Source organism: Streptomyces sp. NPDC030021 (genome assembly GCF_055574035.1).
In genome coordinates, this window is the sequence record NZ_JBVIAH010000003.1 from 223,057 (window position 1) to 244,235 (window position 21,179).

Consider the following 21,179-nt stretch of genomic DNA (forward strand, 5'->3'; position numbering starts at 1 on the left):
GGTGCGCGCCCTGCTCGCCTATATCCCCAACTCCTGGGCCAGCACCGCCGCTTGGAGCCTGCTGCGCAGCTCCAGCTTGCCGAGCAGCCTGCTGACGTGCGTCTTGGCCGTCGCCTCCGCCATCTCCAGGCGCACGGCGATCTCCGCGTTCGACAGGCCCTCGCCCAGCGCGCTCAGCACCTCCCGCTCCCGCCGCGTGAGGGAGGCGACCGCGGCGGCCCGCTCCGGCGCCGGGGCGGGCCGCGCCGGGCGGGGCGCCGCGAACTCCGCGATCAGCCGCCTGGTCACCGCCGGGGCGATCAGGCCCTCCCCGCGCGCGACGGTCCGTACCGCCTCGATCAGCTCCGCGGCGTCCGCGTTCTTCAGCAGGAAGCCCGCGGCCCCCGCCCGCAGCGCCCCGAAGACGTACTCGTCGAGGTCGAAGGTGGTCAGCACCAGGACGTCGGCCAAGCCCTCCGAGACCACCTGACGGGTCGCGGACACCCCGTCGAGCCGGGGCATCTGCACATCCATGAGGACGAGATCCGGCCGTAGCTCCCGGGCCAGGCGCACCGCTTCCTCCCCGTCGCCCGCCTCGCCCACGACCTCCACGTCGCCCGCGCTGCGCAGGATGAGCACCAGCCCGGCCCGGACCGCGCCCTGATCCTCCGCCACCACCACCCGAATGGTCATGCCTCCACCGCCTTCTCCTCCGCGGGCAGTGTCGCCCGTACCTGCCACACCGCACCGGACCGCCCCGCCGTGAACTCCCCGCCCAGCAGCTCCGTCCGCTCCCGCATGCCGATCAGCCCGGCCCCCGAGCCCGGGGCGCGGGGTCCCGGCCGGTCCCCGAAGGGCGAGTCCACCGCCACAGTCAGCAGTCCGTCGGTGTGCGCCACGCGGACCGTGACCCTGCCCGGTGCGGCGTGCTTGAGGGCATTGGTCAGCGACTCCTGGACGATCCGGTAGGCGGCCAGCTCCACGGGCGCCGCCGCCGGCTCCCCGGAGGTCCGGTCGTCGTGGAGCGCGAACGTCAGCCCGCTCGCCGAGCCGTTGGTCCTGGCCTGCCCGAGCAGGGCGTCCAGGCCGTCCAGCGAGGGCACGGCGACCGGCTCCTTGTCGCCGCCGGCATCCCGCAGCAGCCCGATCAGCCGACGCATTTCGGCCAGCCCCTGCACGCTGTTCTCGCGGATCACCCCGAGCGCGTCCCGGCTCGTCGCGGCCGTGTCGATGGAGAGCGCGGCGGTGGAGTGGATGGCGATGGCGGAGAGGTGGTTGGCCACCATGTCGTGCAGCTCCCGGGCCATCCGGGCGCGCTCGGCGGCCACGGCCTGACTGCGGTCCATCTCGGCCAGCAGCGCGGTCTGCTCGGCGCGCAGCCGGGCCGCCTCGGCGGCCTCGCGGTGGTTGCGCAGGGTGGCGCCGGTCAGGGCCGGGCCGAAGCTCACGATGCCGGTGATCGCACCGATCAGCAGGGCCTGCGGGGTGCGCAGCCAGGCCAGCGAGGCGATGGTGACCACGAGGGTGATCAGGCCGGTGCTGATCGGGAGCCGCCGGGCCATGGCCGGTTTTCCGTACACGACGGCGGCGTACATCAGGTCGGTGAAGATCACGACGGTGGCGAGGCTGCCGACCGTGAACTGGTCGGCGACCACCCCGGCGGTGCCGACGGCCAGGGTCAGATTCGGCTTGGTGCGGCGCAGCAGCTCCATCGAGCCGAGGGCCACGAGCGGGACCAGGGCCGCCCAGGCCGGCAGGGAGCCCCGGCCGGGGCTGCTGTAGACCCCGAGCGACCAGAAGGCCAGGCCCGCGGCCGTGCTGACCACCGCGAGGAAGACGTCGTCACGGTGGGGGCGAAGGCTCTTCTCGGTCACGTTCCCATCCAACAGGGTGCGCGGGCCCCGCACGTCGGCGGAGAGGCCGAGGTGCGGGTACATCGAACGATGCAGGCCCACATGGTCAATGGCGACGACGTATCGGGTCCGGCCGGACGGGAGTCTGGGAGGGAACGGAGAACCCGAGCGGACGGAGAGTCCCATGATCGTCGCGCTGATCATCGCCTGTGAGGTCGGCTTCTGGGTACTGCTGGCGGCCGGCCTGGCCCTGCGCTACCTCGCGAAGATGCCCAGGCTGGGGGCGGCGGTCCTGCTGTGCGAGCCCCTGATGGAGCTGGTCCTGCTGGTGGTCACCACGCTCGACCTCAAAAACGGCGCCGAGCCGGACTGGAAGCACGGACTCGCCGCCCTGTACATCGGCTACACCGTCGCCTACGGCCACTACACGATCAAGTGGCTCGACGGGCACGCCGCGTACCGGCTGGCCGGGGGACCGAAGCCGACGGGTCCCGGGTACGGGAAGGCGCGGGCCATGCACGAGTGGAAGCTCTGGGTCCGTACGGTGATCGCCGCCGCGGTCGCCCTGACGCTGCTGCAGGTGGCGATCTGGTACGTGGGCGACGCGGGCGACGTCAGCTCGCTCCAGGGCTGGCAGTCCGGCGCCCTGCGGGCGGTCGGGATCCACGCCCTGGTCGCCGCGGGGTACACGATCTGGCCGAGCAAGGCCCCGGCCGTCCCGGACGACGCCGGGGAGCGGCCGCTCGCCCGGACCGAGCGTCAGCGCTAGAAGGGGGTGTCTTGCCGGTCAGGCCGGGCTCGCGGCGTCCGGCACGCACGCTCGCCGCGTTCTCGTCGGTCGCCGACGCTCCGCGTCGACTCCCTCCTCGGCCGTGCGATCGCACGCACCGGACACCGCTCCCTGATCCGGCCCGACCGACAAGGCACCCCCTTCTAGCGCTCGCCGCCCGGCACCCACAGAACGTCCCCGACCTCCTTGTTGGCCACCCGGGCCAGGATGAACAGGAGGTCGGAGAGCCGGTTCAGGTAGGTGGCGGTCAGCGGGTTCATCACCTCGCCGTGCACCTCCAGCGCCGCCCACGTCGAGCGCTCGGCACGCCGGACCACCGTGCAGGCCTGGTGCAGCAGGGCCGCACCGGGGGTGCCGCCGGGGAGGATGAAGCTGCGCAGCTTCTCCACCTGCTCCAGGAAGTGGTCGCAGTCCGCCTCCAGCTTGTCGACGTAGAACTGCTCCACGCGCAGCGGCGGGTACTCCGGGTTCTCGACCACCGGGGTGCACAGGTCCGCGCCGACGTCGAACAGGTCGTTCTGCACGCGGACCAGGACCTTCACCACGTCCGCCGACAGCCCGCCGAGCGCGATCGCCGTCCCGATGGCCGCGTTGGCCTCGTTGGCGTCGGCGTACGCGGAGATCCGCAGGTCGGTCTTGGCGGTGCGGCTCATGTCGCCCAGGGCGGTCGTGCCCTTGTCGCCGGTACGGGTGTAGATGCGCGTGAGGTTCACCATGCGGCCAGGGTAGACGGGCCCGCCGGGAAAATTCCGGGCGAGGTCACCGCCGCCCGCGTACGGTCCGGTGGGGGCCGCGGGCCCCGGGACGGGGGGAGCGGCGAAGTGGCCGACGTGTACTACATCTGGCGCCTGGCCGAGGCCGCCCAGCAGATCGATCTCCTGGCGGGCTTCCTCGCCACCCGGCACGGGCAGCGGGACCCGGACGTCCGCGGTGAACCGGCCGAGTGCGCCGGGGCCGGGCGCGCGGCCGTGGCCGCCGGGCGCCTGGGGGAGGCCCTCGACCGCCTGGACGACCTGCGCGAGCACGCCGCCGCCTGGGCGGGCCATCCGCACCATCCGGGCGAACCGGGCGCCGCCGAGCACGACGCGAGGGTCTGGGACTACGCGAAGGACATGCTGCGCGCGGAGCACGGGCCCGCGCCGGCGTACCTCCCCACGGCCCGCGACATCGTGTGGCAGCTCCGCTTCCTGCAACGGCAGATCTGTGCGCGGCCGCAGGCGGACGCGCAGGCCAAGGCCGACGCGCACTACCTCGCGGGCCGGGGCGCCATGGCTGTAGAGATCGGCCACCTCGGCGCCGCGCGCAAGGAGCTGAGGAGGCTGCGCGCACTGGCCGAGAAGTGCACCGGGGCCGACGGCGGGTGAACTGGGCGGCCGGGCAGGGCTGCTGGGCCGTACCGGTGTGATGTCCGTCATCTGAGACGTGACGCGTGTTACTTCACGGTCACACCGCACCGCCCGGGCGCTAGTCTCCGCCGGAGTGGCTACGTGACTGTGCCGTAGGGAAACGAGGGGTGTGTAGTGGCTGGGAAGCTCGCCGTCATCGGTGCCGGACTCATGGGTTCCGGAATCGCGCAGGTCTCCGCTCAGGCGGGTTGGGACGTCGTACTCCGCGACGTCACCGAGGCCGCGCTGACCCGTGGCACGGACGGAATCAAGGCCTCCTACGACAAGTTCGTCTCCAAGGGCAGGCTGACGGCCGAGGACGCCGAGGCGGCGCTCGCCCGCATCACCACCACCACGGACCTCGACGCGGTCGCCGACGTCGACATCGTGGTGGAGGCGGCCTTCGAGAAGATCGAGATCAAGCACGAGATCTTCCGCGCCCTGGACAAGATCGTCCGCGAGGACGCGATCCTCGCCTCCAACACCTCCGCCATCCCGATCACGAAGATCGCGGCCGTGACGGAGCGTCCGGAGCGGGTCGTCGGCGCCCACTTCTTCTCGCCCGTCCCGATGATGCAGCTGTGCGAGCTCGTGCGCGGCTACAAGACGAGCGACGAAACCCTCGCCACCACCCGGGCGTTCGCCGAGTCCGTCGGCAAGACCTGCATCGTCGTCAACCGCGACGTCGCCGGCTTCGTGACGACCCGCCTGATCTCCGCGCTGGTCGTCGAGGCCGCCAAGCTGTACGAGTCGGGCGTGGCCTCCGCCGAGGACATCGACATCGCCTGCAAGCTCGGCTTCGGGCACGCGATGGGCCCCCTGGCCACCGCCGACCTCACGGGTGTCGACATCCTGCTGCACGCCACCAGCAACATCTACACCGAGTCCCAGGACGAGAAGTTCGCCCCGCCGGAGCTCATGCGCCGGATGGTGGACGCAGGGGACATCGGCCGCAAGAGCGGCCAGGGCTTCTACAAGCACTGAGGCCTGGCCCTGCCACGGAGCACCACCGTTCGAATGCCGTCACCCCCCAGGGTGAATTAGGTATCGGTTCGCTCACGGTCGGCAACTTCCCTGCCCGTGGGGCAGTCAGTTGCAGTGAGAGTTGCCGACCACGGACCAGTCGGACCATACGTACGCAGTACCGCCGGGAGTACACATGCACATCAGGGGCGACCACGCCGAACTCGCTGTCGGGGGCCGCCTCGACGTGCGCAGCGCGGCGGACGCCCGTACGGCCCTCCACTCCGCCCTCGACGACGGCCAGGGCGATCTCGTCCTCGATCTCACGGGGCTCGACTCCTGGGACGCGACCGGCCTCGGCGTGATCATGGGAGCGCACCGCCGGGCCGGCCGGACCGGCCGGCGTCTGGTCCTGCGCGGCGTCCCGCCCCAGATGCAGCGGCTGCTCGTCGCGACCCGGCTGCACCGGATCCTCGCGATCGAAGGCGGCCTGGAAGCCGAGTCCCTGCCCCGCGTCTGACCGGCAGGCCGCTGACCTCCGTATTCCCTGCGCAAACGTAACGGTCCGGTGGTGATCGCCCCCCTGCGGTTTCCCGCACGACCGGCCACGGTCTAGGGTTCGGGCGGAAACCGGACCGGTGGCGACAGCGGGTGCGCGAAGGCCGGGCGGTACGACGGCGAGGCGCGCGGCCCGCGATCGGGGGACTGGGTCATGGACCGTACACAGGGGCAGACCGGGCAGCACGAGCAGCCCACGGGCGGCTCCGCGCCCGCGGCGCCCACCGCGGGCGCGACACCCGCGGCGGCCGGGCCCGCCCGGGTCGTCAGCCTGACCGCGGGCGAGTTCGCCCTCACCGTCAACCCGGTCGACGGCAGCGAGATCGAACCGCTGCGCCCCGGCACCGAGCCGGCCCGGCCCGCCAAGCGCGACGCGGCCGCCCGCGCGGCCCGCGCCGCCGCCGAACGGCCGCCCGTCCTGCCGGGCTCCGCCGTCCCCGCCCGCCCCCTGCTGGAGCGCGAGGAGGAGCGGGAGCGGCTGGTGCGCCTGCTGGGCCGGGGCCGGTCCGTACGGCTGACCGGTCCCTCGGGATCCGGCCGCAGCGCCCTGCTCGACGCGGTCGCCGACCGGTGCGCGGGCCTCGCGCCCGACGGCGTCGTACGGCTCAGCGGATACGGGCACCAGCAGCCCGGGGAACTGCTCCACGCCCTCTACGCGACCGTGTACGAGGCCGAGCAGCAGCGCCCCGGACGGGCCGAGCTCCTGGCCCGCGTACGGGAGATAGGCGCCGTCGTCCTCCTGGACGACCTGGAGATGGGCGGGAGCGCCCTCGACGAGCTGATGCGCGCCACCCCCGAATGCGCCTACCTGCTGGCCGCGACCCCGGACACCCGGACCCCCTCCGACGACTCGCACGTCGAGGAGGTCTTCCTCGCCGGACTGGGCAAGGCCGACTGCCTGGAACTGCTGGAAGCGGGCGTCGGACGGCCGCTGACGGACGAGGAGACCGCCTGGGCGGGGGACCTGCGCTTCGCCTCCGAGGGGCTGCCCCTGCGCTTCGTACAGGCTGCCGCGCTGCTGCGGCAGCGGGACGAGCTCAACCACAGCGACGAGGACGACGAGGAGGAGGAGCCCGGCGTCTTCGAGGAGCGCCCGCGCGACGCCGTGCACGTACCGCTGCCGACCCTCGCCGAGGGCGCAGCCCCGGCGGAGCTGCTGGCCTCGCGGGTCAGCGAGTCGGCGCGCGCGGCCCTGCGGATCGCCTGCGCGCTGGGCGGCGAGCTGCCGCACCACGCGCACCTGCCCGCGCTGGTGGGGGACACCCACGCCGACACGGCGGTGGCGGAGCTGCTGGCCTGCGGGCTGCTGACGCCCGTCGGGACGCGGTACCGGCTGGCGTCGGGCGTCGCGCGGCAGCTGGAGGAGGTCGGCTACGGGGACACCGCGTCGGAGGAGGCCCGTACGGCCGCCCGGCACTACGCCTGGTGGACCGGGCACGCCTCGGTGGTCCCGGCGCGGGTCGCGGCGGAGGCGGACGCGGTGCTGGCGGCGCTGGCCGGTGCGGACGTGGTCGCGGCCGTGCTGCTGGCGCGCACGGCGGCTCCGGCGTTCGCGGCCTCGCTGCACTGGGAGGCCTGGGAGCGCGTGCTGCGCTCGGGGGCCGAGGCCGCGCGCAAGGCCGGTGAGGTCGCCGAGCAGGCCTACTTCCACCACGAACTCGGTGTGCTGGCCCTGTGCGAGGAGCGGCTGGACCGGGCGCGGGCCGAGCTGGAGACCTCGATCGGGCTGCGGGGCGCCCTGGCGGACAAGCGGGGCACGGTCGCGGGGCGGCGGGCGCTGGCGCTGGTCGTCGACCGGGAGACGGCCGGGGCGGCCGTGTCACCCCCGCTGCGGCTGGAGGCGCCTGCCGCTCCGGCGGCGGCTCCGGAGGCCGTCACGATGGCCACCCCGGCCGCCCCCGCCCCCAAGGCCGCCCCCGGGCCCAAGTCGGCGGCCCCGGCGGCCTCCGAGGCGCCCACGGCCAAGGTGGCTCCCGTGACCCCCGGGGCCCGGGTCGCCCCCGTCGTCCCGGTCTCCGCGGAGGCGGTGACCCGGATGACCCCCGTCGTGCCGGTGACCGCCCGCTCGGAGGCGCCCACGACGCTGTCCGAGGTCTTCGAAGACGCCTTCCCGCTGAATCCGAAGCCCGCCCCGCCCGCCCCGCCCCGGCCCGCCGCCGCCCCGGCCCCGGCCCGCGGCCGTCGCCGGCTCGTGCTGCTGGCCGGCGCGGGCGCGCTGACGGTGGTGGCGCTGGGCACCGTCGTGAGCCTGGCGCTGAGCTCCTCGGACACCGCGCCGCCGGCGCAGGAACCGGCGGTGTCCGCCACCCCCACGGTCACGGAGTCCGCCACGACCGCCGTCAACAGCGGGAACGATCCTGCACCGGAGCCGCCCGTATCGGCCCCGCCGGCGGAAACCCCGGAGCCCGGGCAGAGCGCCGCCCCGACCCCGGGCCGCAGTCCCGCCCGGACCCCGTCGCGCCGCCCGTCCCCGACGCCGCCGAAGTCCCCGCCGGCGACGTCCGTTTCGCCGCCGCCGACGACGAGCGCGGAGCCCTCGCCCACCCCGACGGAGACCGCCGCGCCGTCGCCGACGACCACCACCCAGACGGGTACGGGCACGGCCGTCCCACCGGCCACCGACCGGTGAACGACGACGGCTCCGTCCCTGGGGGGTGTCTTGCCGATCAGGCCGGGCTCGCGGGGCCCGGCACCGCGCCTCGCCGCGTTGTCCTCGGTCGGCGACGCTCCGCGTCGCCTCCCTCGTCCGCCTTGCGATCCACGGCACCGGACCCCGCTCCCTGATCCGGCCCGATCGGCAAGACACCCCCCTCGGGACGGAGCCGTCGTGCCGGCAGGAGCGGAGGATCAGAACAGGCGGAGCTTGTCGTCCTCGATGCCGCGCAGCGCGTTGTAGTCCAGGACCACGCAGTCCATGCCGCGGTCCGTCGCCAGGACCTTCGCCTGCGGCTTGATCTCCTGGGCCGCGAAGATGCCCCGGACCGGGGCCAGGTGCGGGTCGCGGTTGAGGAGTTCGAGGTAACGGGTCAGCTGCTCGACACCGTCGATCTCGCCGCGGCGCTTGATCTCCACGGCCACCGTCGCGCCCGAGGCGTCCCGGCACAGGATGTCCACCGGGCCGATCGCCGTCATGTATTCGCGCCGGATCAGCGTGTAGCCCTCGCCCAGCGTTTCGATGCGGTCCGCGAGGAGTTCCTGGAGGTGTGCCTCGACGCCGTCCTTGATGAGCCCCGGGTCGGTGCCCAGCTCGTGGGAGGAGTCGTGGAGGACTTCCTCCATGGTGATGATGAGCTTCTCGCCCGCCTTGTTGATGACCGTCCAGATGTTGGCCTCATCCCCGCTCCCCTCCTTGAGGGTGCACGGCGGCGACATCCAGTTGAGCGGTTTGTACGCTCGGTCGTCCGCGTGGATCGAGACACTGCCGTCGGCCTTCACGAGGATCAGACGGGGTGCCGAGGGCAGATGGGCGGTGAGCCGGCCCGCGTAGTCGACGGAGCAGCGGGCAATGACGAGACGCATGGTCGGCAACGCTACTCGACGAGAAGGCCTTCACGCGATTCGCCCCTGAAAGCCCCGTTCGCCGATGGCGCGTTGTATGCGCATTCTCCTGGTGCGTCACCGATGGGACGCCTACCGTGGTGAGCGGGAGGTTGTCGAGCGTGCACTCTGCGTCGCGACCTCCTTCCCTGCCCGTAAGACTCCGGCAACCCAAACAGCCGGGGTCGCGAGAGGAGAACCCATGTCGCTCGACGTCTCACCGGCCCTACTCGAACAGGCCGAGCGAGGCGAGGTCGACGAAGCCGCTTTCGTCGACTGCGTCCGGACCTCCCTGCCCTTCGCCTGGGAGATGATCAGCTCGCTGGTGGCTCAGCTGAAGGTGGACGGCGGAGAGTTCGCCGACAACCAGACGCCGCCCCCGGACGAGCAGGCGCGGGGGCAGCTGCTGCGCGCCCTCGCGAGTGACGCGATACGCGGTGCGCTGCAGCGGCACTTCGGAGTGCGCCTGGCATTCCAGAACTGTCACAGGGTGGCGGTGTTCCCGCTGGATCCCTCGGTGGACGACCGCCTGGCCAAGTTCACTTCGATCCGCGGTCAGCTGCTCAACCAGTCGCCGGAGCTGCGCGACTGCTAGGCCCTGACAGCCGTGTCCTGGCCGCCTCTTTCGGATCATGCCGCCCGGGCGTGATCCGAAAGAAACGGCCCAGGTGGGGCCGGCGGGCCGTCTCAGCCGAGGCGGGGAAGGACTTCGGCGCCGAGCCGGCGTACGTTCTCCTCCGTCGCGGCGAGATCGCCCGAGCCCTCCGTCAGGAGGGCGAAGCGCGTGATGCCCGTCCGTGCCGACGTGGCCGCCAGCCGGTCCGCCGCCACCTCCGGGGTGCCCACCGGGTGCAGGTCGCACAACAGTTCCGTGTAGGCGACCGGATCCCGCATCGCACGCACCCGGCCGTCCACCGTCACATGCGCGTCGAGGCCTTGCTTGAGCCAGCCCGGCAGCGCCTTCAGCAGGGTCTCGCGTGCGTCCGCCGTACGGTCCGCGATCTGGCACACCCCGGCCGAGACGTGTCCCGCGCCGGCCACGTGCTCGCGCGAGTGGCCCGCCGCCAGCGCCGTGCTGCGCCACAGCGCGACCATCTCGGCCTTGCTGTCGTCCCCGCAGTGCATCCCGAGGAGCATCGGCAGCCCCCGCTCCGCGGCCATCCGTACCGACGCCGGCGAGGTGCAGGCCACGATGACCTCGGGCCCCGCCGCGTCCCCGTCCAGGGCCTCCGAGGGCCGCGGTACGACGTCCACCTCGCGGAATGCGTACCGCTCGCCGGCGGCGCCCACCCGTGCCCGGGTCAGCCAGCGCCGCAGCAGGTCCAGGGCCTCCGGGAAGCCGTTCTCGTAACTGTCCAGGCCGCCCCCGAACACCTCCAGGTCGACCCACGGCCCGCCGCGGCCCACCCCGAGGGTGAACCGGCCGCCCGAGGTCACGTGCAGCAGGGCCGCCTGTTCCCCGAGCGCCACCGGGTGCGTGCTCGGCAGCACGCTCACCGCCGTGCCCACCCGCAGCCGGCGGGTCCGGCCCAGCAGCAGGGCCGCCAGGGTCACCGCCGAGGGGCAGACCCCGTACGGCACGAAGTGGTGCTCGGCGAGCCAGACCGAGTCGAGCCCGGCCTCCTCGGCCACCTCGGCGGTCCGCACCGCCCGGTGCAGTGCCTCTCCCTGTCCCTGGCCCGGGAACTGGGCCGCCAGTACAAACGCTCCTACGCGCATCGCCTTTAGCCTCCTCGCGGCTGACGCGGCCTCCCCCAGGTTGACCGGTTCTTCCTATGGCAACAACGTCTGACACGTGCCAAAGGCACGGGCTGACACGAAAGTTATTGGGATTGTCGGGCCATTCCTCTTCGCGCGGCCGCCTTCCTCAGCAACCCTGCGGGTACCCGGCCTCGCTGCGCGTAGTCTGGGAGAAAGTCACTGCCGTCCGCCCATCCGTGAGGTATACGTGTCACCGCGCAACAACCGCCCCAGGGGCGGCGAGACCCCGGACGAACGCCCCAGCACCGGCCTCGACCGCTACGGGCTGGAGCGCACGGAGGAGTACCAGGGCGAGGACTGGAAGGTCCGGCACGTGGCCGGTGCGAGCGCGGCGGGAAAGCGCTACCGCTGCCCCGGCTGCGACCAGGAGATCCCCTCCGGCACCCCGCACCTGGTGGCCTGGCCCGAGTACGGCGGCGTGGACGACCGCCGGCACTGGCACAAGGCCTGCTGGAACGCGAAGGACCGCCGCACCTCGAAGGTGCAGCGGTCCCGCAACGCTCCCAGGTACTAGTACTGGTACTAGACGTCCCGGCGGCCGACGACCACGTACGAGCCGGCCACCGCGGCGCCGGTGATCAGCACGATCAGTGCCAGGTGCGCGAAGTTGCTCGGCGCCGGGCCGAGGTCGCCGCCCTCCGGCAGGCCGAACAGCTGCATCATCGCCACCGGTACGTTGTGCCGCAGGATGAGCCGCCCGATGGGCTCGATGGCCACCCACATGCTGAGCATGCCCCCGATCACCGGCGGCAGCGTGACCAGGCCCAGCATCACGGAGATCGCCCCGGCCGAGTGCCGCACCAGCGCGCCGATCGCGAGCGCGAGCACGCCGAGCAGGGTGACGTAGCCGCAGCCGAGCAGTGCCCCGAACCACTCGCCGGCTGCGTGCGGGCCGGACGCGGTGCCGCCGCGTACGACCGCCGCGGAGACCCCGACCACGAACACCGACAGCGTGGTGGTGACGAAGGCCGTCATGCTGAAGACGAGGTACTTCGCGGTGAGCACCCGGTGCCGGTCGGGGGCGGCCGTGAAGGTGGTCCGCACCAGCCCGGTGCCGTGCTCCGAGCTGATGGTCAGCACGCCGAGGACGATCACCGCGAGCTGGCCGACCAGCAGGCCGATCAGGGCCGGCGTGGTGAAGTTGATCTGCGCGAAGTCCTCGTCCCCAGTCTGCGCGACGACGAGCAGGCCGACGCCGACCACGATCAGCACGAGCGAGCCCAGCGTCCACAGCGTGGAGCGGAGCGAGACCAGTTTGGTCCACTCCGAGGCCAGGGCGTGCCCCAGGTGCGGCCGCGGCGTGGCCAGGGGGGAGCTGTAGCTCCCGGGCTGCTCCGCCGTCGTGGTCGTCGGGGTCATCGGGTGTCCTCGGGGGTGTGCGGGGTGGTGTTCCTGGTGGTGCTCGCGAGCTCGCCCGGCTTGCTGGGCATCAGGAAGGGCTGCCCGCCCGCACCGGGCGGCGGCGGAGCGTAGAAACCGTTCTGCGGGACCTCGGGGGCGGCCTCCGCCTCGTCCTCCCAGGCCGGGAGGGAGAGCGGTTCCGGCTCCCACAGCTCGGCCCGCGGGTCCTCGGTGGAGGTGTACTCGACCGCGGACTGGGTCATCCGCATGTACGCCTCCTCCAGCGAGGCCCGGTGCGGTGACAGCTCCCACAGCCGGACACCGGCCGCGTGCGCCAGGTCCGAGATCTGCGGCAGCTCCAGCCCCGTCACGCGGAGTGCTCCGTCGGACTCCTGGAGGACCCGCCCGCCCGCCTTGGCGAGGGTCGTACCCAGCGTCTCCCGGCCATGACGATCAGTGTCGGCCGCGCGCACCCGAGCGAATCCGGCCGAGTTGTGCGCGATGAACTCCTGGGTGCCCATGTCGGCCAGCAGCCGCCCCCGGCCGATCACGATCAGGTGGTCGGCGGTCAGCGCCATCTCGCTCATCAGGTGCGAGGAGACCAGGACGGTGCGGCCCTCGGAGGCGAGGCGGCGCATGAGATTGCGGACCCAGAGGATGCCCTCGGGGTCGAGACCGTTGACCGGCTCGTCGAACAGGAGCACCTGCGGGTCGCCGAGCAGGGCCGTGGCGATGCCGAGCCGCTGGCCCATGCCGAGCGAGAAGCCCTTCGTGCGCTGCCGGGCGGCGTCCTGGAGGCCGACCACGGCCAGCACCTCGTCCACCCGCTTCTCCGGGATCCCGGAGAGCTGGGCGATGGACAGCAGGTGGGCGCGGGCCCGGCGGCCGCCGTGCACGGCCTTGGCGTCGAGCAGGGCCCCGACGTGCCGCTGGGCGTTCGGCAGCTCCCGGAAGGGCCGGCCGTTGATCGTGACGTGGCCGGATGTGGGCCGGTCCAGGCCCACGATCATGCGCATGGTGGTGGACTTCCCGGAGCCGTTGGGCCCCAGGAATCCGGTGACGTGACCCGGCTTGACCTGGAAGGACAGCTGGTCGACGGCGGTCTTCGCGCCGTAGCGCTTGGTCAGGCCGACTGCCTCGATCATCTTGCTGCCCCTTACCAGGCCGGGACGACTTTCGCCCGCGTAAGGGTTAAGAGGATAACGAGGTTCCTGCGGTTCCGTCCCGAGCCGGATCCCTGAGCTGCCCCTGAGACCGACCCGGGCATCACCCGTAGTACTTCAGCAGGGGGCCGGCCGTCAGGCGTCCCTCTTCTTGAGGACGAGGTAGCCCCCGAGGACGGCTGCGAGCGTCCACAGGGTCATGATCCCGAGGCCGCCCCAGGGTCCGTACGGGGTGTCCGGGGAGTCCATTCCGTTCGGCACGACCTGCATGATCTTGGATCCGGCTTGATTGGGCAGGTACATGCCCACCTTTCGGGTCGCCTCGGCGATGGACAGGATGGCCGGGAGCACCAGGATGAAGGGGATCATGAGGCACATGGACAGGACCGAACTGCGCAGCAGTGCGGTCACCCCCATCGAGAGCAGGGCGAGCAGGGCCATGTAGAGGCCCGCGCCGACCACCGCCCGCAGCACGTTCTCCGCACCGATCCCGATACTGCGGTCGCCGAGCAGCGCCTGACCGAGGAAGAAGGAGAGGAAGCTGGTGAGGAGGCCGACCACCAGGGCCAGGGCGGTCGCCACCGTGAGCTTGCCGAGCAGGAAGTACTCGCGCCGGGGTACGGCGGCCAGCGAGGTGCGGATCATGCCGGTGCTGTACTCGGTGCCGACCACCAGCGCCCCGAAGACGATCATCGCCAGCTGACCGAGGGTCATCCCGGCGAAGCTCGCCTGGGTGGGGTCGAAGGTGGCCTGCTGGGCCGGGGGCATGTCCTGGAAGCTCGCGTTGATGAAGGCGCAGATCGCGGCGCTGATGCCGACGGTGACCACCAGTGAGACGATCAGCGTCCAGCTGGTGGAGGCGACCGTGCGGATCTTGGTCCACTCGGACTGCAGGACGGCGGTGAAGGCCATGCTCACTCACCGCCCTTGCGCGTCGCGGTGAACCCGGCGCCCCAGGCGGGGACGTCGGCCGGCCGGGCCGGGTTGTCGGCAGCCATGCCCGGTGCGTGGGCGTGGTACTCGACGGAGTCCGCCGTCATGCGCATGAACGCTTCCTCCAGTGAAGCCCGTTGCGGGCTGAGTTCGTGCAGCACGATCTGGTGCTGGGCGGCCAGCTCGCCGAGCTGCTCCGCACTCACGCCGTCGATCTCCAGGGTGCCGGTGGCGGGAACGCTGACTGCGTTGATCCCGGCCTCGTGCAGGATGTCCTTCAGCCGCTCCTGCTGCGGTGTGCGCAGCCGGACGTAGCTGCGCGAGTTCTGCTGGATGAAATCGGCCATAGGCAGGTCTGCCAGCAGCTTTCCCTGTCCGATCACCACCAAATGGTCTGCGGTCAGCGCCATTTCGCTCATCAGATGGGAGGAGACGAAGATCGTCCTTCCCTCCGCCGCCAGGCCCTTCATCAGATTGCGGATCCAGAGAATTCCTTCGGGATCCAGGCCGTTGACCGGCTCGTCGAACATCAGGATTTCCGGGTCGCCCAGCAATGCAGAGGCGATTCCCAGCCGTTGGCTCATTCCGAGCGAAAATCCTTTGGACTTCTTCTTCGCCACGGCCGTCAGGCCGACCAGATCCAGTACCTCGTCGACCCGCTGCCGAGGGATGCGGTTCGACTCGGCCAGACAGAGAAGGTTGTTGTATGCACTTCGGCCACCGTGCATGGCCTTCGCGTCCAGCAGCGCCCCCACGTGCTTCAGCGGCTCCGCCAGGTCGCGGTAGTGCTTCCCGTAGACCCGGACCGTGCCGCTCGTCGGGTTGTCGAGGTCGAGCATCATGCGCATGGTCGTGGACTTGCCCGCGCCGTTGGGGCCCAGGAAGCCGGTCACCACCCCCGGTCGGATCTGGAAGCTGAGGTGGTCCACGGCAGTCGTCGTACCGAATCGTTTGGTAAGGCCCTCAAGCTCGATCATGCGGCCACGCTAGAACGCCCGAGGGCCCTACGCCACCTCAAAAGGGTGACATAGGGCCCTCGATCGGGCACACGACGGGTGCTGCGTGCTACCCGCCGGTAATCAGCGGCTCTGCTGCGCCGGCACGCCGCGGGTGACGGGCTCGTCGTCCACGATCGGGGTGGCCGCCGCGACGGCCGCACCGGTCAGCGTCGCCAGCATCTCGCGGACGTTGGTCAGCTGCGCGTTGATCGAGTCGCGGCGGTTGGTGAGCGCCGCGAGCTCGCGCTCGGACTCGCTGCGGATGCGGTCCGCCTTGGCGTTGGCGTCGGCCACGATGTCCTCGGCCTGGCGCTGCGCGGTCTCCACGGTCTGGCGGGCCCGGCGCTCGGCGTCCGTACGCAGCTTCTCGGCCTCCAGGCGCAGCTGCTCGGCGCGGTGCTCGATCTCCGCGAGACGCTTCTCGGCCTTGGCCTGGCGGGAGGCCAGGTCGCGCTCGGACTGCTCACGGCGCTTGGCCAGGTTGGTCTCGAAGTCCGCGGCGGCCTGGGCGGCCTTGGCACGGGTCTCCTCGAAGAGGGCGTCGGCCTCCTCGCGCTTGGAGGCCGCGTCCTTCTGCGCCTCGGCGCGCAGGGTCGACGCGTCGCCCTTGGCCTTCTCGACGATGCGGACGCCCTCGTCCTCCGCCTTCGACTTGCGGTCGGCGGCGAACGACTCGGCGTCGTTGCGCACCTGCTGGGCGGCCGACTCGGCGAGCTCACGGTGCTGCTCGGCCGCGCGACGGGCCTCCTCGCGCAGGTCCTTCGCCTCCTCCTCGGCCAGCCGCAGGATCTTCTCGACCCGGGCGCCGAGACCGGCGTACGACGGCTCGGCGTCGTTCACCTGGGCCTGGGCGTTCTGCGTCTCGAGGTGCAACTCCTCGATCCGCTTTTCCAGAGAGTTGATACGTCCAAGGGCGCTGTCGCGGTCGGAGACCAGCTTGGTAATGCGGTCGTCCACCTGACCACGGTCGTAACCACGCCGCACGAGCTCGAAGCCGAAGGGGGAGGAAGTGTCGCTCATGGGGTTCCTGTCGAATGAGACCGATGAGGTGCTACGTGAGGTGTTAGGGGAATCCTAGGCGCCCAGACGGCGTGTCATCGAGTCAATCCGCGTTTGATCTGGACAATGACACCCCTTTTGAGTGGCAAGGCGGCAGAATGCTTGTCACCCGTTCGCCTGAACCTTCATCAGGTGCACACACCCCAGAGCATTTGGCTACCCCTCCGACGCCTTGCCACCCGAACGAGTGGATCCCGCAGTCACCCCGGCCTTGGCACCCCCCGAGCCCTGGCCGCCGACCGTGGGCTTTCCGCCACCCGAAGGCGCCTCGAATGATTCCAACGCCTCAAGAACGTCCTGGACACGGGAGATCTCCCCCTGAATGTCCTGCCTCCGACGGACCAGGACCTCCAGCTCGCGGCGGCCCTCCTCGACGAGGCGTTCGGCCTCCGCCTTGGCCTCAGCCAGGGCGCTCTCGGCCTCCCGGGCCAGCTCCGCCTTCTTCTGCTCGGCCTCCTTGAGGAGCGCCTCCGCCTTGCGGACCGCCGCGATGCGCACCTTGCTCGCCTCGCTGCTCGCGTCCGACACCAGCTCCTTGGCCTTCGCCTCGGCCTCGACGCTCTGCTCCGTAGCCGCGCGCACCAGCTTGTCCACGCGCTCGCCGGCCGACTTCATCTGTTCGGCCGACTCCCGGCGGGCCCGCTCGTGCAGCTCCTCGACCTCGCCCTCGACGCGACCGCGCAGCTCCTCCGCCCGTTCCCTTATGGCAGCAGCATCCGTGCGCGCGCCGACCAGCAGCTCGTCCGCGTCCGTACGGGCCTTCTCCACCAGGGAGTTGCCCTCGACGGTCGCCTCGGAGGTGATCCGCACGGCCTCCTTGCGGGCAGCGTCGACCATCGCGTCGGCCTGCTCCTCGGCCGCCGTGGTGGCGGCGAGGGCCTGCTTCTGCGCATCGGCCGTGAGCTTCTCGGCTTCCGCCGAAGCCTCCGTGATGAGCCGGTCGACCTGCTCCGCGGCCTCGCTGCGGCGCTTGTTGGCCGCCTCGCGGGCCTCGTCCAGCAGCCGCTCGGACCCGGTACGGGCCTCGCCGCGGATGCGCTCCGCCTCGGCCGCCGCCTGCGCCTTGACCCGCTCGGCCTCCGACCGGGTGCGGGTCGCGTGCTCCTGCGCCGACGACAGCGCCTCCGACGCGTCCGCGCGCAGCCGCTCGGCCTCGCCGGCCGCCTCGCCGACCGTGCGCTCGTTGTCCTTGCGGGTCTGCTCGGTGAGCTTCTCCGTCTCGGAGACGGCCTCGGTGACGAGCCGGTCCGCCTGCTCGGCCGCCTCGCTGCGCAGCCGGTTCGCCTCGGCGCGCGCCTCGTCCAGCGTCTGCTCGGCGTCGCGCTCGGCGCCCGCCAGGGTCTCGTTCGCCGCGACCGTGACCCGCTCCGCCTCCGCGGTGGCCTCGCCGATGATCCGGCCGCCCTCCGCGCGGGCCTCGTCCAGCACCCGGGCCGCCTCGGCGCGCACCCGTTCGGCCTCCGCCGCGGCCTTGCCGACGGTGGCCTCGTTGGCCACACGGGTCTCGTCGATCAGACGGTCGCCCTCGGCACGCGAGTCGACCATGATCCGCGCGGCGTCGCGCTCGGCGCTCGCCAGCGTCTCGGCCGCCTGCGCCTTGAGCCGGGTCGCCGCGGTGGTGAGCCGCTCGGCCTCCAGCGTCGCCTCGCCGACGGTGGCCGCGTTCGCGGCGCGGGTCTCGTCGGTGAGCCGGTCGGCCTCCGCCGCGGCCTCGGAGATGAGCCGGTCGACCTGCTCCGCGGCCTCGGTACGCAGCCGGTTGCCCTCGGCCCGTGCCTCGTCCAGGGTGTTGGCGGCCTCGGTGCGGGTGGCCTCGGCGGCCTCGGCCGCCTCGGCGGTGATCCGCGCGGCCTCGGCCTCGGCGTCGCCGACGGTGGCCGCGTTCGCGGCGCGGGTCTCCTCGGTGAGCCGCTCGGCCTCCGCCGTCGCCTCGGCCGTGATCCGGGCGCCCTCGGCGCGGGCGGACTCCAGGGACTCCGCCGCCTCGCCGCGGATGCGGTTCGCGTCGTCCCGGGCGTCGGCCCGGGTCCGGGCCGCGTCCCGCTCGGAGGCGGCCAGCGCGTCCGTGGCCTCCGTACGCACCCGCTGCGCGTACTCGGCGGTGTCGCTGCGCAGCTGCTCCGCCTCGGCGATGGCCTCGCCGACCGTACGCTCCGCCAGTGCCTTCGCCGCGTCCGTCTCGGCCCGCGCCTCGCTGCGGACCCGGTTGGCGTCCTCGGTGGCCCGCTCCCGTTCCGCGTAGGCGTCCGCACGGACCCGGCCGGCCTCTTCCCCGGCCTCCGTCTTCGTACGCTCCGCCGCGTGCTCGGCGGCGTTGCGCAGCCCGGCGATCTCCTCCTCGGCCTGCTCGTGCAGCCCGGCCACGGAGTCCCGTACCTGCTGGGCGGTGGCCTCCGCCGCCGACACGACCTCCGACGCGCGCCGCTCGGCCTCCTCCGTCAGCCAGACCGCCTCGGCCTGCGCCTCCTCGGAGCGCTTGCGGGCCTGCGCCAGCAGTTCCTCGCTCTGCTCGCGGGCCTGGGCCCGCTCGTTGTCCGCGTCGGTCCGCGCCGACGCCAGGGTCTCCTCGGACTCCCTGCGGCGCCGGGCGGCCTCCTCCTGCGCGGCGGCCAGCGCCTCCGCGGCCTCCTCGGCGACCCGCTCGGCGGCGGCCTTCGCCTCCGCGCGCAGCCGGTCCGCGGTCTCCTGGGCCTCGGAGCGCACCCGCTCCGCCTCGGCCTCGGCCTCACCGCGCAGCCGCACGGCGGACTGCTCGGCCTCGGCACGCACCCGGCCGGCGTCCTGCGCCGCGTCGGTGCGCAGCTGGTCGGCCTCGGACTCCGCCTGCGTCTGCAGGGTGCGGATCCGCTCCGCCGACTCGGCGCGCAGCCGGTCGTTCTCCTCCGCGGTCTCCCGGCGGATGTTCTCCGCCGCACCGCGGGCGTCACGCAGCGTCTGTTCGGCCGTCGTCAGCCGGGTCTCGGCCTCGGTGTGCAGCCGTACGAGCTCCTCGTCGGCCTCCGCCCGCTTGGCGGCCAGCGCCTGCTCGGTCTCCTGGCGCCGGGCGGCGGCCGCCGCGTCCGCCTCGGCCCGCACGCCCTCGGCCTGTTCCTCGGCCTCGGCGCGCAGCCGCTCGGCCTCGGCGCGGGTCCGCTCCAGGGTCTCCTCGGCCTGCTTGCGCAGCGTGCCGGCCCGCTCCACGGCCTCGGCGCGCACCCGCTCGCTCTCGGCGGTCGCGCCGCCGCGCAGCTCGTCCGCGTCCGCCTTGGCCTTGCCGAGCAGCTCCTCGGCGGTCCGGGCCGCCTCCTCGATCTGCTGGACGGCCTCGCGGCGGGCCTCGCCGCGGATCCGCTCGCCCTCGGCGACGGCCTCGGCGCGCAGCTGCTCGGCCTCACCGCGCAGCCGCCGGGCCTCCGACTGGAGCTCGACCGTGCGAGCCCGGTACTCCTCGGTGTCGTCCTTCGCCGCGCCCTTGAGCTCGTCGGCCGTGGCCGCCGCCTGCACGCGCAGCCGGTCGGCCTCGGTCTCGGCCTCGCGGCGGATCCGCTCGGCCTCCTCGGACGCGGCCCGGGTGGTGGCCCGGGCGTCCTCCGAGGCCTTGTTCAGTACGTCCTCGGCGGTGCGGGCGGCCTTCGCCAGCTGCGCCGCCATGTCCTCGGCCGCGGCCGTACGGGCCTGCTCGCCGGCCTCGGTGCGCTGCCGCTCGGCGTCCGCGCGGGCATCGGCCAGGACCTGCTCGGCCTCCGCCTTGAGGACCTCGGCCTCCTTGGTGGCCTCGCCGACCAGCCGGGCGACCTGCTCCTTGGCGGTGCGGGTGCGCTGCTCGTTGACGGACTCCGCCGACGTCAGCTGCCGGGTGGCGCTCTCCTTCGCGTCCGCGAGGAGCTTCTCCGCCTCGGCACGGGCCTCGCGCAGCGCGGAATCGGCTTCCTGCACGCGGGATTCGGCGATCCGGCCCAGATCCAGGGTCTGCTGGCGGGTGTGCTCGGCCTCGGCGGTGGTGGTGGAGCGCAGCCGCTCCGCGTGCTCGCTGGCCTCCTGGGCCTGCGAGGAGGCGGCGGTCAGCAGCCGCTCGGCCTCCTTGCGGGCACGCAGCAGGGTGGCCTCGGCCTCCGCGCGGGCGGTCTCCGCGTCCGTGGCCATGCGGCGCCGGGTCTCCTCGGCGACCCGGGCGGCTTCGGCGCGGGCGGCGTTCAGGGACTGTTCGGCCTCGGCGCGGGACTCCTCCATGAGGCGGCGCGCCTGGGCCTCCGTACGGGCGCGCAACTGTTCGGCCCAGGCCACGTTCTCGTTGACGTGGGCCTCGACGGTCTGGCGCCGCTCGCCCAGCTCCTGGTCCAAGCGCTGGCGGCGGTTGACGGCCTCGGCGTGCAGCTCGGCCTGCAGGCGCGCCTGGTGCTCGGCGTGCTCCTGGAGGATGCGCTGGGTCTGGGCCCGGGCGTCACGAAGCTCGCGCTCGGCGTCCGAGCGCATCTGGTCGGCCTGGATCTGGGCATTGCGGAGCAGCTGCTCCGCCTGGTATCCCATGTCCGCACCGTCGTAGGCGGGGCGGGACGCCAGAGCGCGCCGTACCTCGTGCAGCTTGGCGCGCAGCACCTCGACCTGGTATCCCAGGTCCTCGGCGTGCTGGACGGCCTTCCCGCGCTCCTTCTTCAGCCGCTCCATCTCGGCTTCGAAGCGCGAGAGGTGGTCGGCTTCGGCCTGATGGCTCTCCTGGCTTTCGTAGCCCCGCACAGCGCGGTCCCATCCGTCCCCTGGTCGCAAGCTCACTCCCAATGAGCATCGCTCGCCCGCTGAACGACGCCCCCGGGGGAATGGTGTCAGATACGGGCAGGGGTCACAGGCCCCGACCCCGTTTCCGCGCCGAACCCCGGCCGAGC

Annotated in this window: 18 protein-coding genes; 7 read left to right on the forward strand and 11 right to left on the reverse strand. The window is 72.8% G+C overall.

From position 1 onward, the window contains the following. Positions 1-18: 18 nt before the first annotated feature. Positions 19-672 carry a response regulator transcription factor gene (locus tag ACZ4YL_RS07115; protein ID WP_314244069.1) on the reverse strand — a complete coding sequence of 218 codons (654 nt, stop codon included), beginning with the start codon at positions 670-672 and terminating at the stop codon, positions 19-21. Then, positions 669-1,865: a sensor histidine kinase gene (locus ACZ4YL_RS07120; RefSeq protein WP_468114828.1), complete on the reverse strand. Its 1,197-nt coding sequence runs from the start codon at positions 1,863-1,865 to the stop codon at positions 669-671. Before ACZ4YL_RS07120 ends, ACZ4YL_RS07115 begins: the two co-directional genes overlap by 4 nt. Positions 1,866-2,016: 151 nt before the next feature. On the opposite strand from ACZ4YL_RS07120, the gene ACZ4YL_RS07125 reads away from it, so the two are divergent. Then, complete coding sequence (locus ACZ4YL_RS07125) at positions 2,017-2,601, forward strand: hypothetical protein (protein WP_468114382.1); 585 nt, start codon at positions 2,017-2,019, stop codon at positions 2,599-2,601. A 164-nt stretch (positions 2,602-2,765) separates the two neighbouring features. On the opposite strand, the gene ACZ4YL_RS07130 is transcribed toward ACZ4YL_RS07125, so the two are convergent. After that, positions 2,766-3,338: a cob(I)yrinic acid a,c-diamide adenosyltransferase gene (locus ACZ4YL_RS07130; RefSeq protein ID WP_351151244.1), complete on the reverse strand. Its 573-nt coding sequence runs from the start codon at positions 3,336-3,338 to the stop codon at positions 2,766-2,768. A 105-nt stretch (positions 3,339-3,443) separates the two neighbouring features. Here ACZ4YL_RS07130 and ACZ4YL_RS07135 point away from each other — a divergent pair, with 105 nt between their 5' ends. From ACZ4YL_RS07135 to ACZ4YL_RS07150, 4 genes are all read left to right on the forward strand, one after another. Continuing rightward, entirely contained in the window at positions 3,444-3,986 is a 543-nt protein-coding gene (locus ACZ4YL_RS07135) for a hypothetical protein (RefSeq protein WP_468114384.1), read from the forward strand. A 156-nt stretch (positions 3,987-4,142) separates the two neighbouring features. After that, positions 4,143-4,991, forward strand: a complete 849-nt coding sequence (locus ACZ4YL_RS07140) for a 3-hydroxyacyl-CoA dehydrogenase family protein (protein ID WP_202199692.1) — start codon at positions 4,143-4,145, stop codon at positions 4,989-4,991. A 175-nt stretch (positions 4,992-5,166) separates the two neighbouring features. Then, positions 5,167-5,490, forward strand: coding sequence for an STAS domain-containing protein (locus ACZ4YL_RS07145; RefSeq protein WP_030764081.1), 324 nt, complete (start codon positions 5,167-5,169; stop codon positions 5,488-5,490). 192 nt (positions 5,491-5,682) lie between these two features. Beyond that, complete coding sequence (locus ACZ4YL_RS07150) at positions 5,683-8,157, forward strand: ATP-binding protein (RefSeq protein ID WP_468114386.1); 2,475 nt, start codon at positions 5,683-5,685, stop codon at positions 8,155-8,157. A 218-nt stretch (positions 8,158-8,375) separates the two neighbouring features. Here the strand turns inward: ACZ4YL_RS07150 and nucS are convergent, their stop codons facing one another. After that, a complete protein-coding gene (nucS, locus tag ACZ4YL_RS07155; RefSeq protein WP_189743080.1) occupies positions 8,376-9,047 on the reverse strand; it encodes an endonuclease NucS in 672 nt (223 codons plus the stop codon). Between the two features lie 220 nt (positions 9,048-9,267). Between nucS and ACZ4YL_RS07160 the strand changes: the two genes are divergently transcribed. Then, positions 9,268-9,660, forward strand: a complete 393-nt coding sequence (locus tag ACZ4YL_RS07160) for an SCO5389 family protein (RefSeq protein ID WP_030009605.1) — start codon at positions 9,268-9,270, stop codon at positions 9,658-9,660. A gap of 92 nt (positions 9,661-9,752) precedes the next feature. Here the strand turns inward: ACZ4YL_RS07160 and ACZ4YL_RS07165 are convergent, their stop codons facing one another. Beyond that, entirely contained in the window at positions 9,753-10,784 is a 1,032-nt protein-coding gene (locus tag ACZ4YL_RS07165; protein WP_468114388.1) for an LLM class flavin-dependent oxidoreductase, read from the reverse strand. A 229-nt stretch (positions 10,785-11,013) separates the two neighbouring features. On the opposite strand from ACZ4YL_RS07165, the gene ACZ4YL_RS07170 reads away from it, so the two are divergent. After that, positions 11,014-11,340 carry a hypothetical protein gene (locus ACZ4YL_RS07170; protein ID WP_030009607.1) on the forward strand — a complete coding sequence of 109 codons (327 nt, stop codon included), beginning with the start codon at positions 11,014-11,016 and terminating at the stop codon, positions 11,338-11,340. An 8-nt stretch (positions 11,341-11,348) separates the two neighbouring features. Here ACZ4YL_RS07170 and ACZ4YL_RS07175 read toward each other — a convergent pair whose 3' ends face one another. From ACZ4YL_RS07175 to scy, 6 genes are all read right to left on the reverse strand, one after another. Beyond that, positions 11,349-12,185 carry an ABC transporter permease gene (locus tag ACZ4YL_RS07175; protein ID WP_468114390.1) on the reverse strand — a complete coding sequence of 279 codons (837 nt, stop codon included), beginning with the start codon at positions 12,183-12,185 and terminating at the stop codon, positions 11,349-11,351. After that, positions 12,182-13,312 carry an ABC transporter ATP-binding protein gene (locus ACZ4YL_RS07180; RefSeq protein ID WP_468114392.1) on the reverse strand — a complete coding sequence of 377 codons (1,131 nt, stop codon included), beginning with the start codon at positions 13,310-13,312 and terminating at the stop codon, positions 12,182-12,184. The genes ACZ4YL_RS07175 and ACZ4YL_RS07180 overlap by 4 nt, the downstream gene beginning before the upstream one ends. 153 nt (positions 13,313-13,465) lie before the next feature. Further along, positions 13,466-14,242 (reverse strand): ABC transporter permease, encoded by a 777-nt coding sequence (locus tag ACZ4YL_RS07185; RefSeq protein ID WP_393781129.1) that lies wholly within the window; start codon positions 14,240-14,242, stop codon positions 13,466-13,468. Between the two features lie 2 nt (positions 14,243-14,244). Then, complete coding sequence (locus ACZ4YL_RS07190) at positions 14,245-15,240, reverse strand: ABC transporter ATP-binding protein (RefSeq protein ID WP_468114395.1); 996 nt, start codon at positions 15,238-15,240, stop codon at positions 14,245-14,247. 102 nt (positions 15,241-15,342) lie between these two features. Further along, positions 15,343-16,281 carry a coiled-coil domain-containing protein gene (locus ACZ4YL_RS07195; RefSeq protein WP_327264487.1) on the reverse strand — a complete coding sequence of 313 codons (939 nt, stop codon included), beginning with the start codon at positions 16,279-16,281 and terminating at the stop codon, positions 15,343-15,345. A gap of 195 nt (positions 16,282-16,476) precedes the next feature. Beyond that, positions 16,477-21,033, reverse strand: coding sequence for a polarized growth protein Scy (gene scy / locus ACZ4YL_RS07200; protein WP_468114397.1), 4,557 nt, complete (start codon positions 21,031-21,033; stop codon positions 16,477-16,479). Between the last annotated feature and the right edge of the window lie 146 nt (positions 21,034-21,179).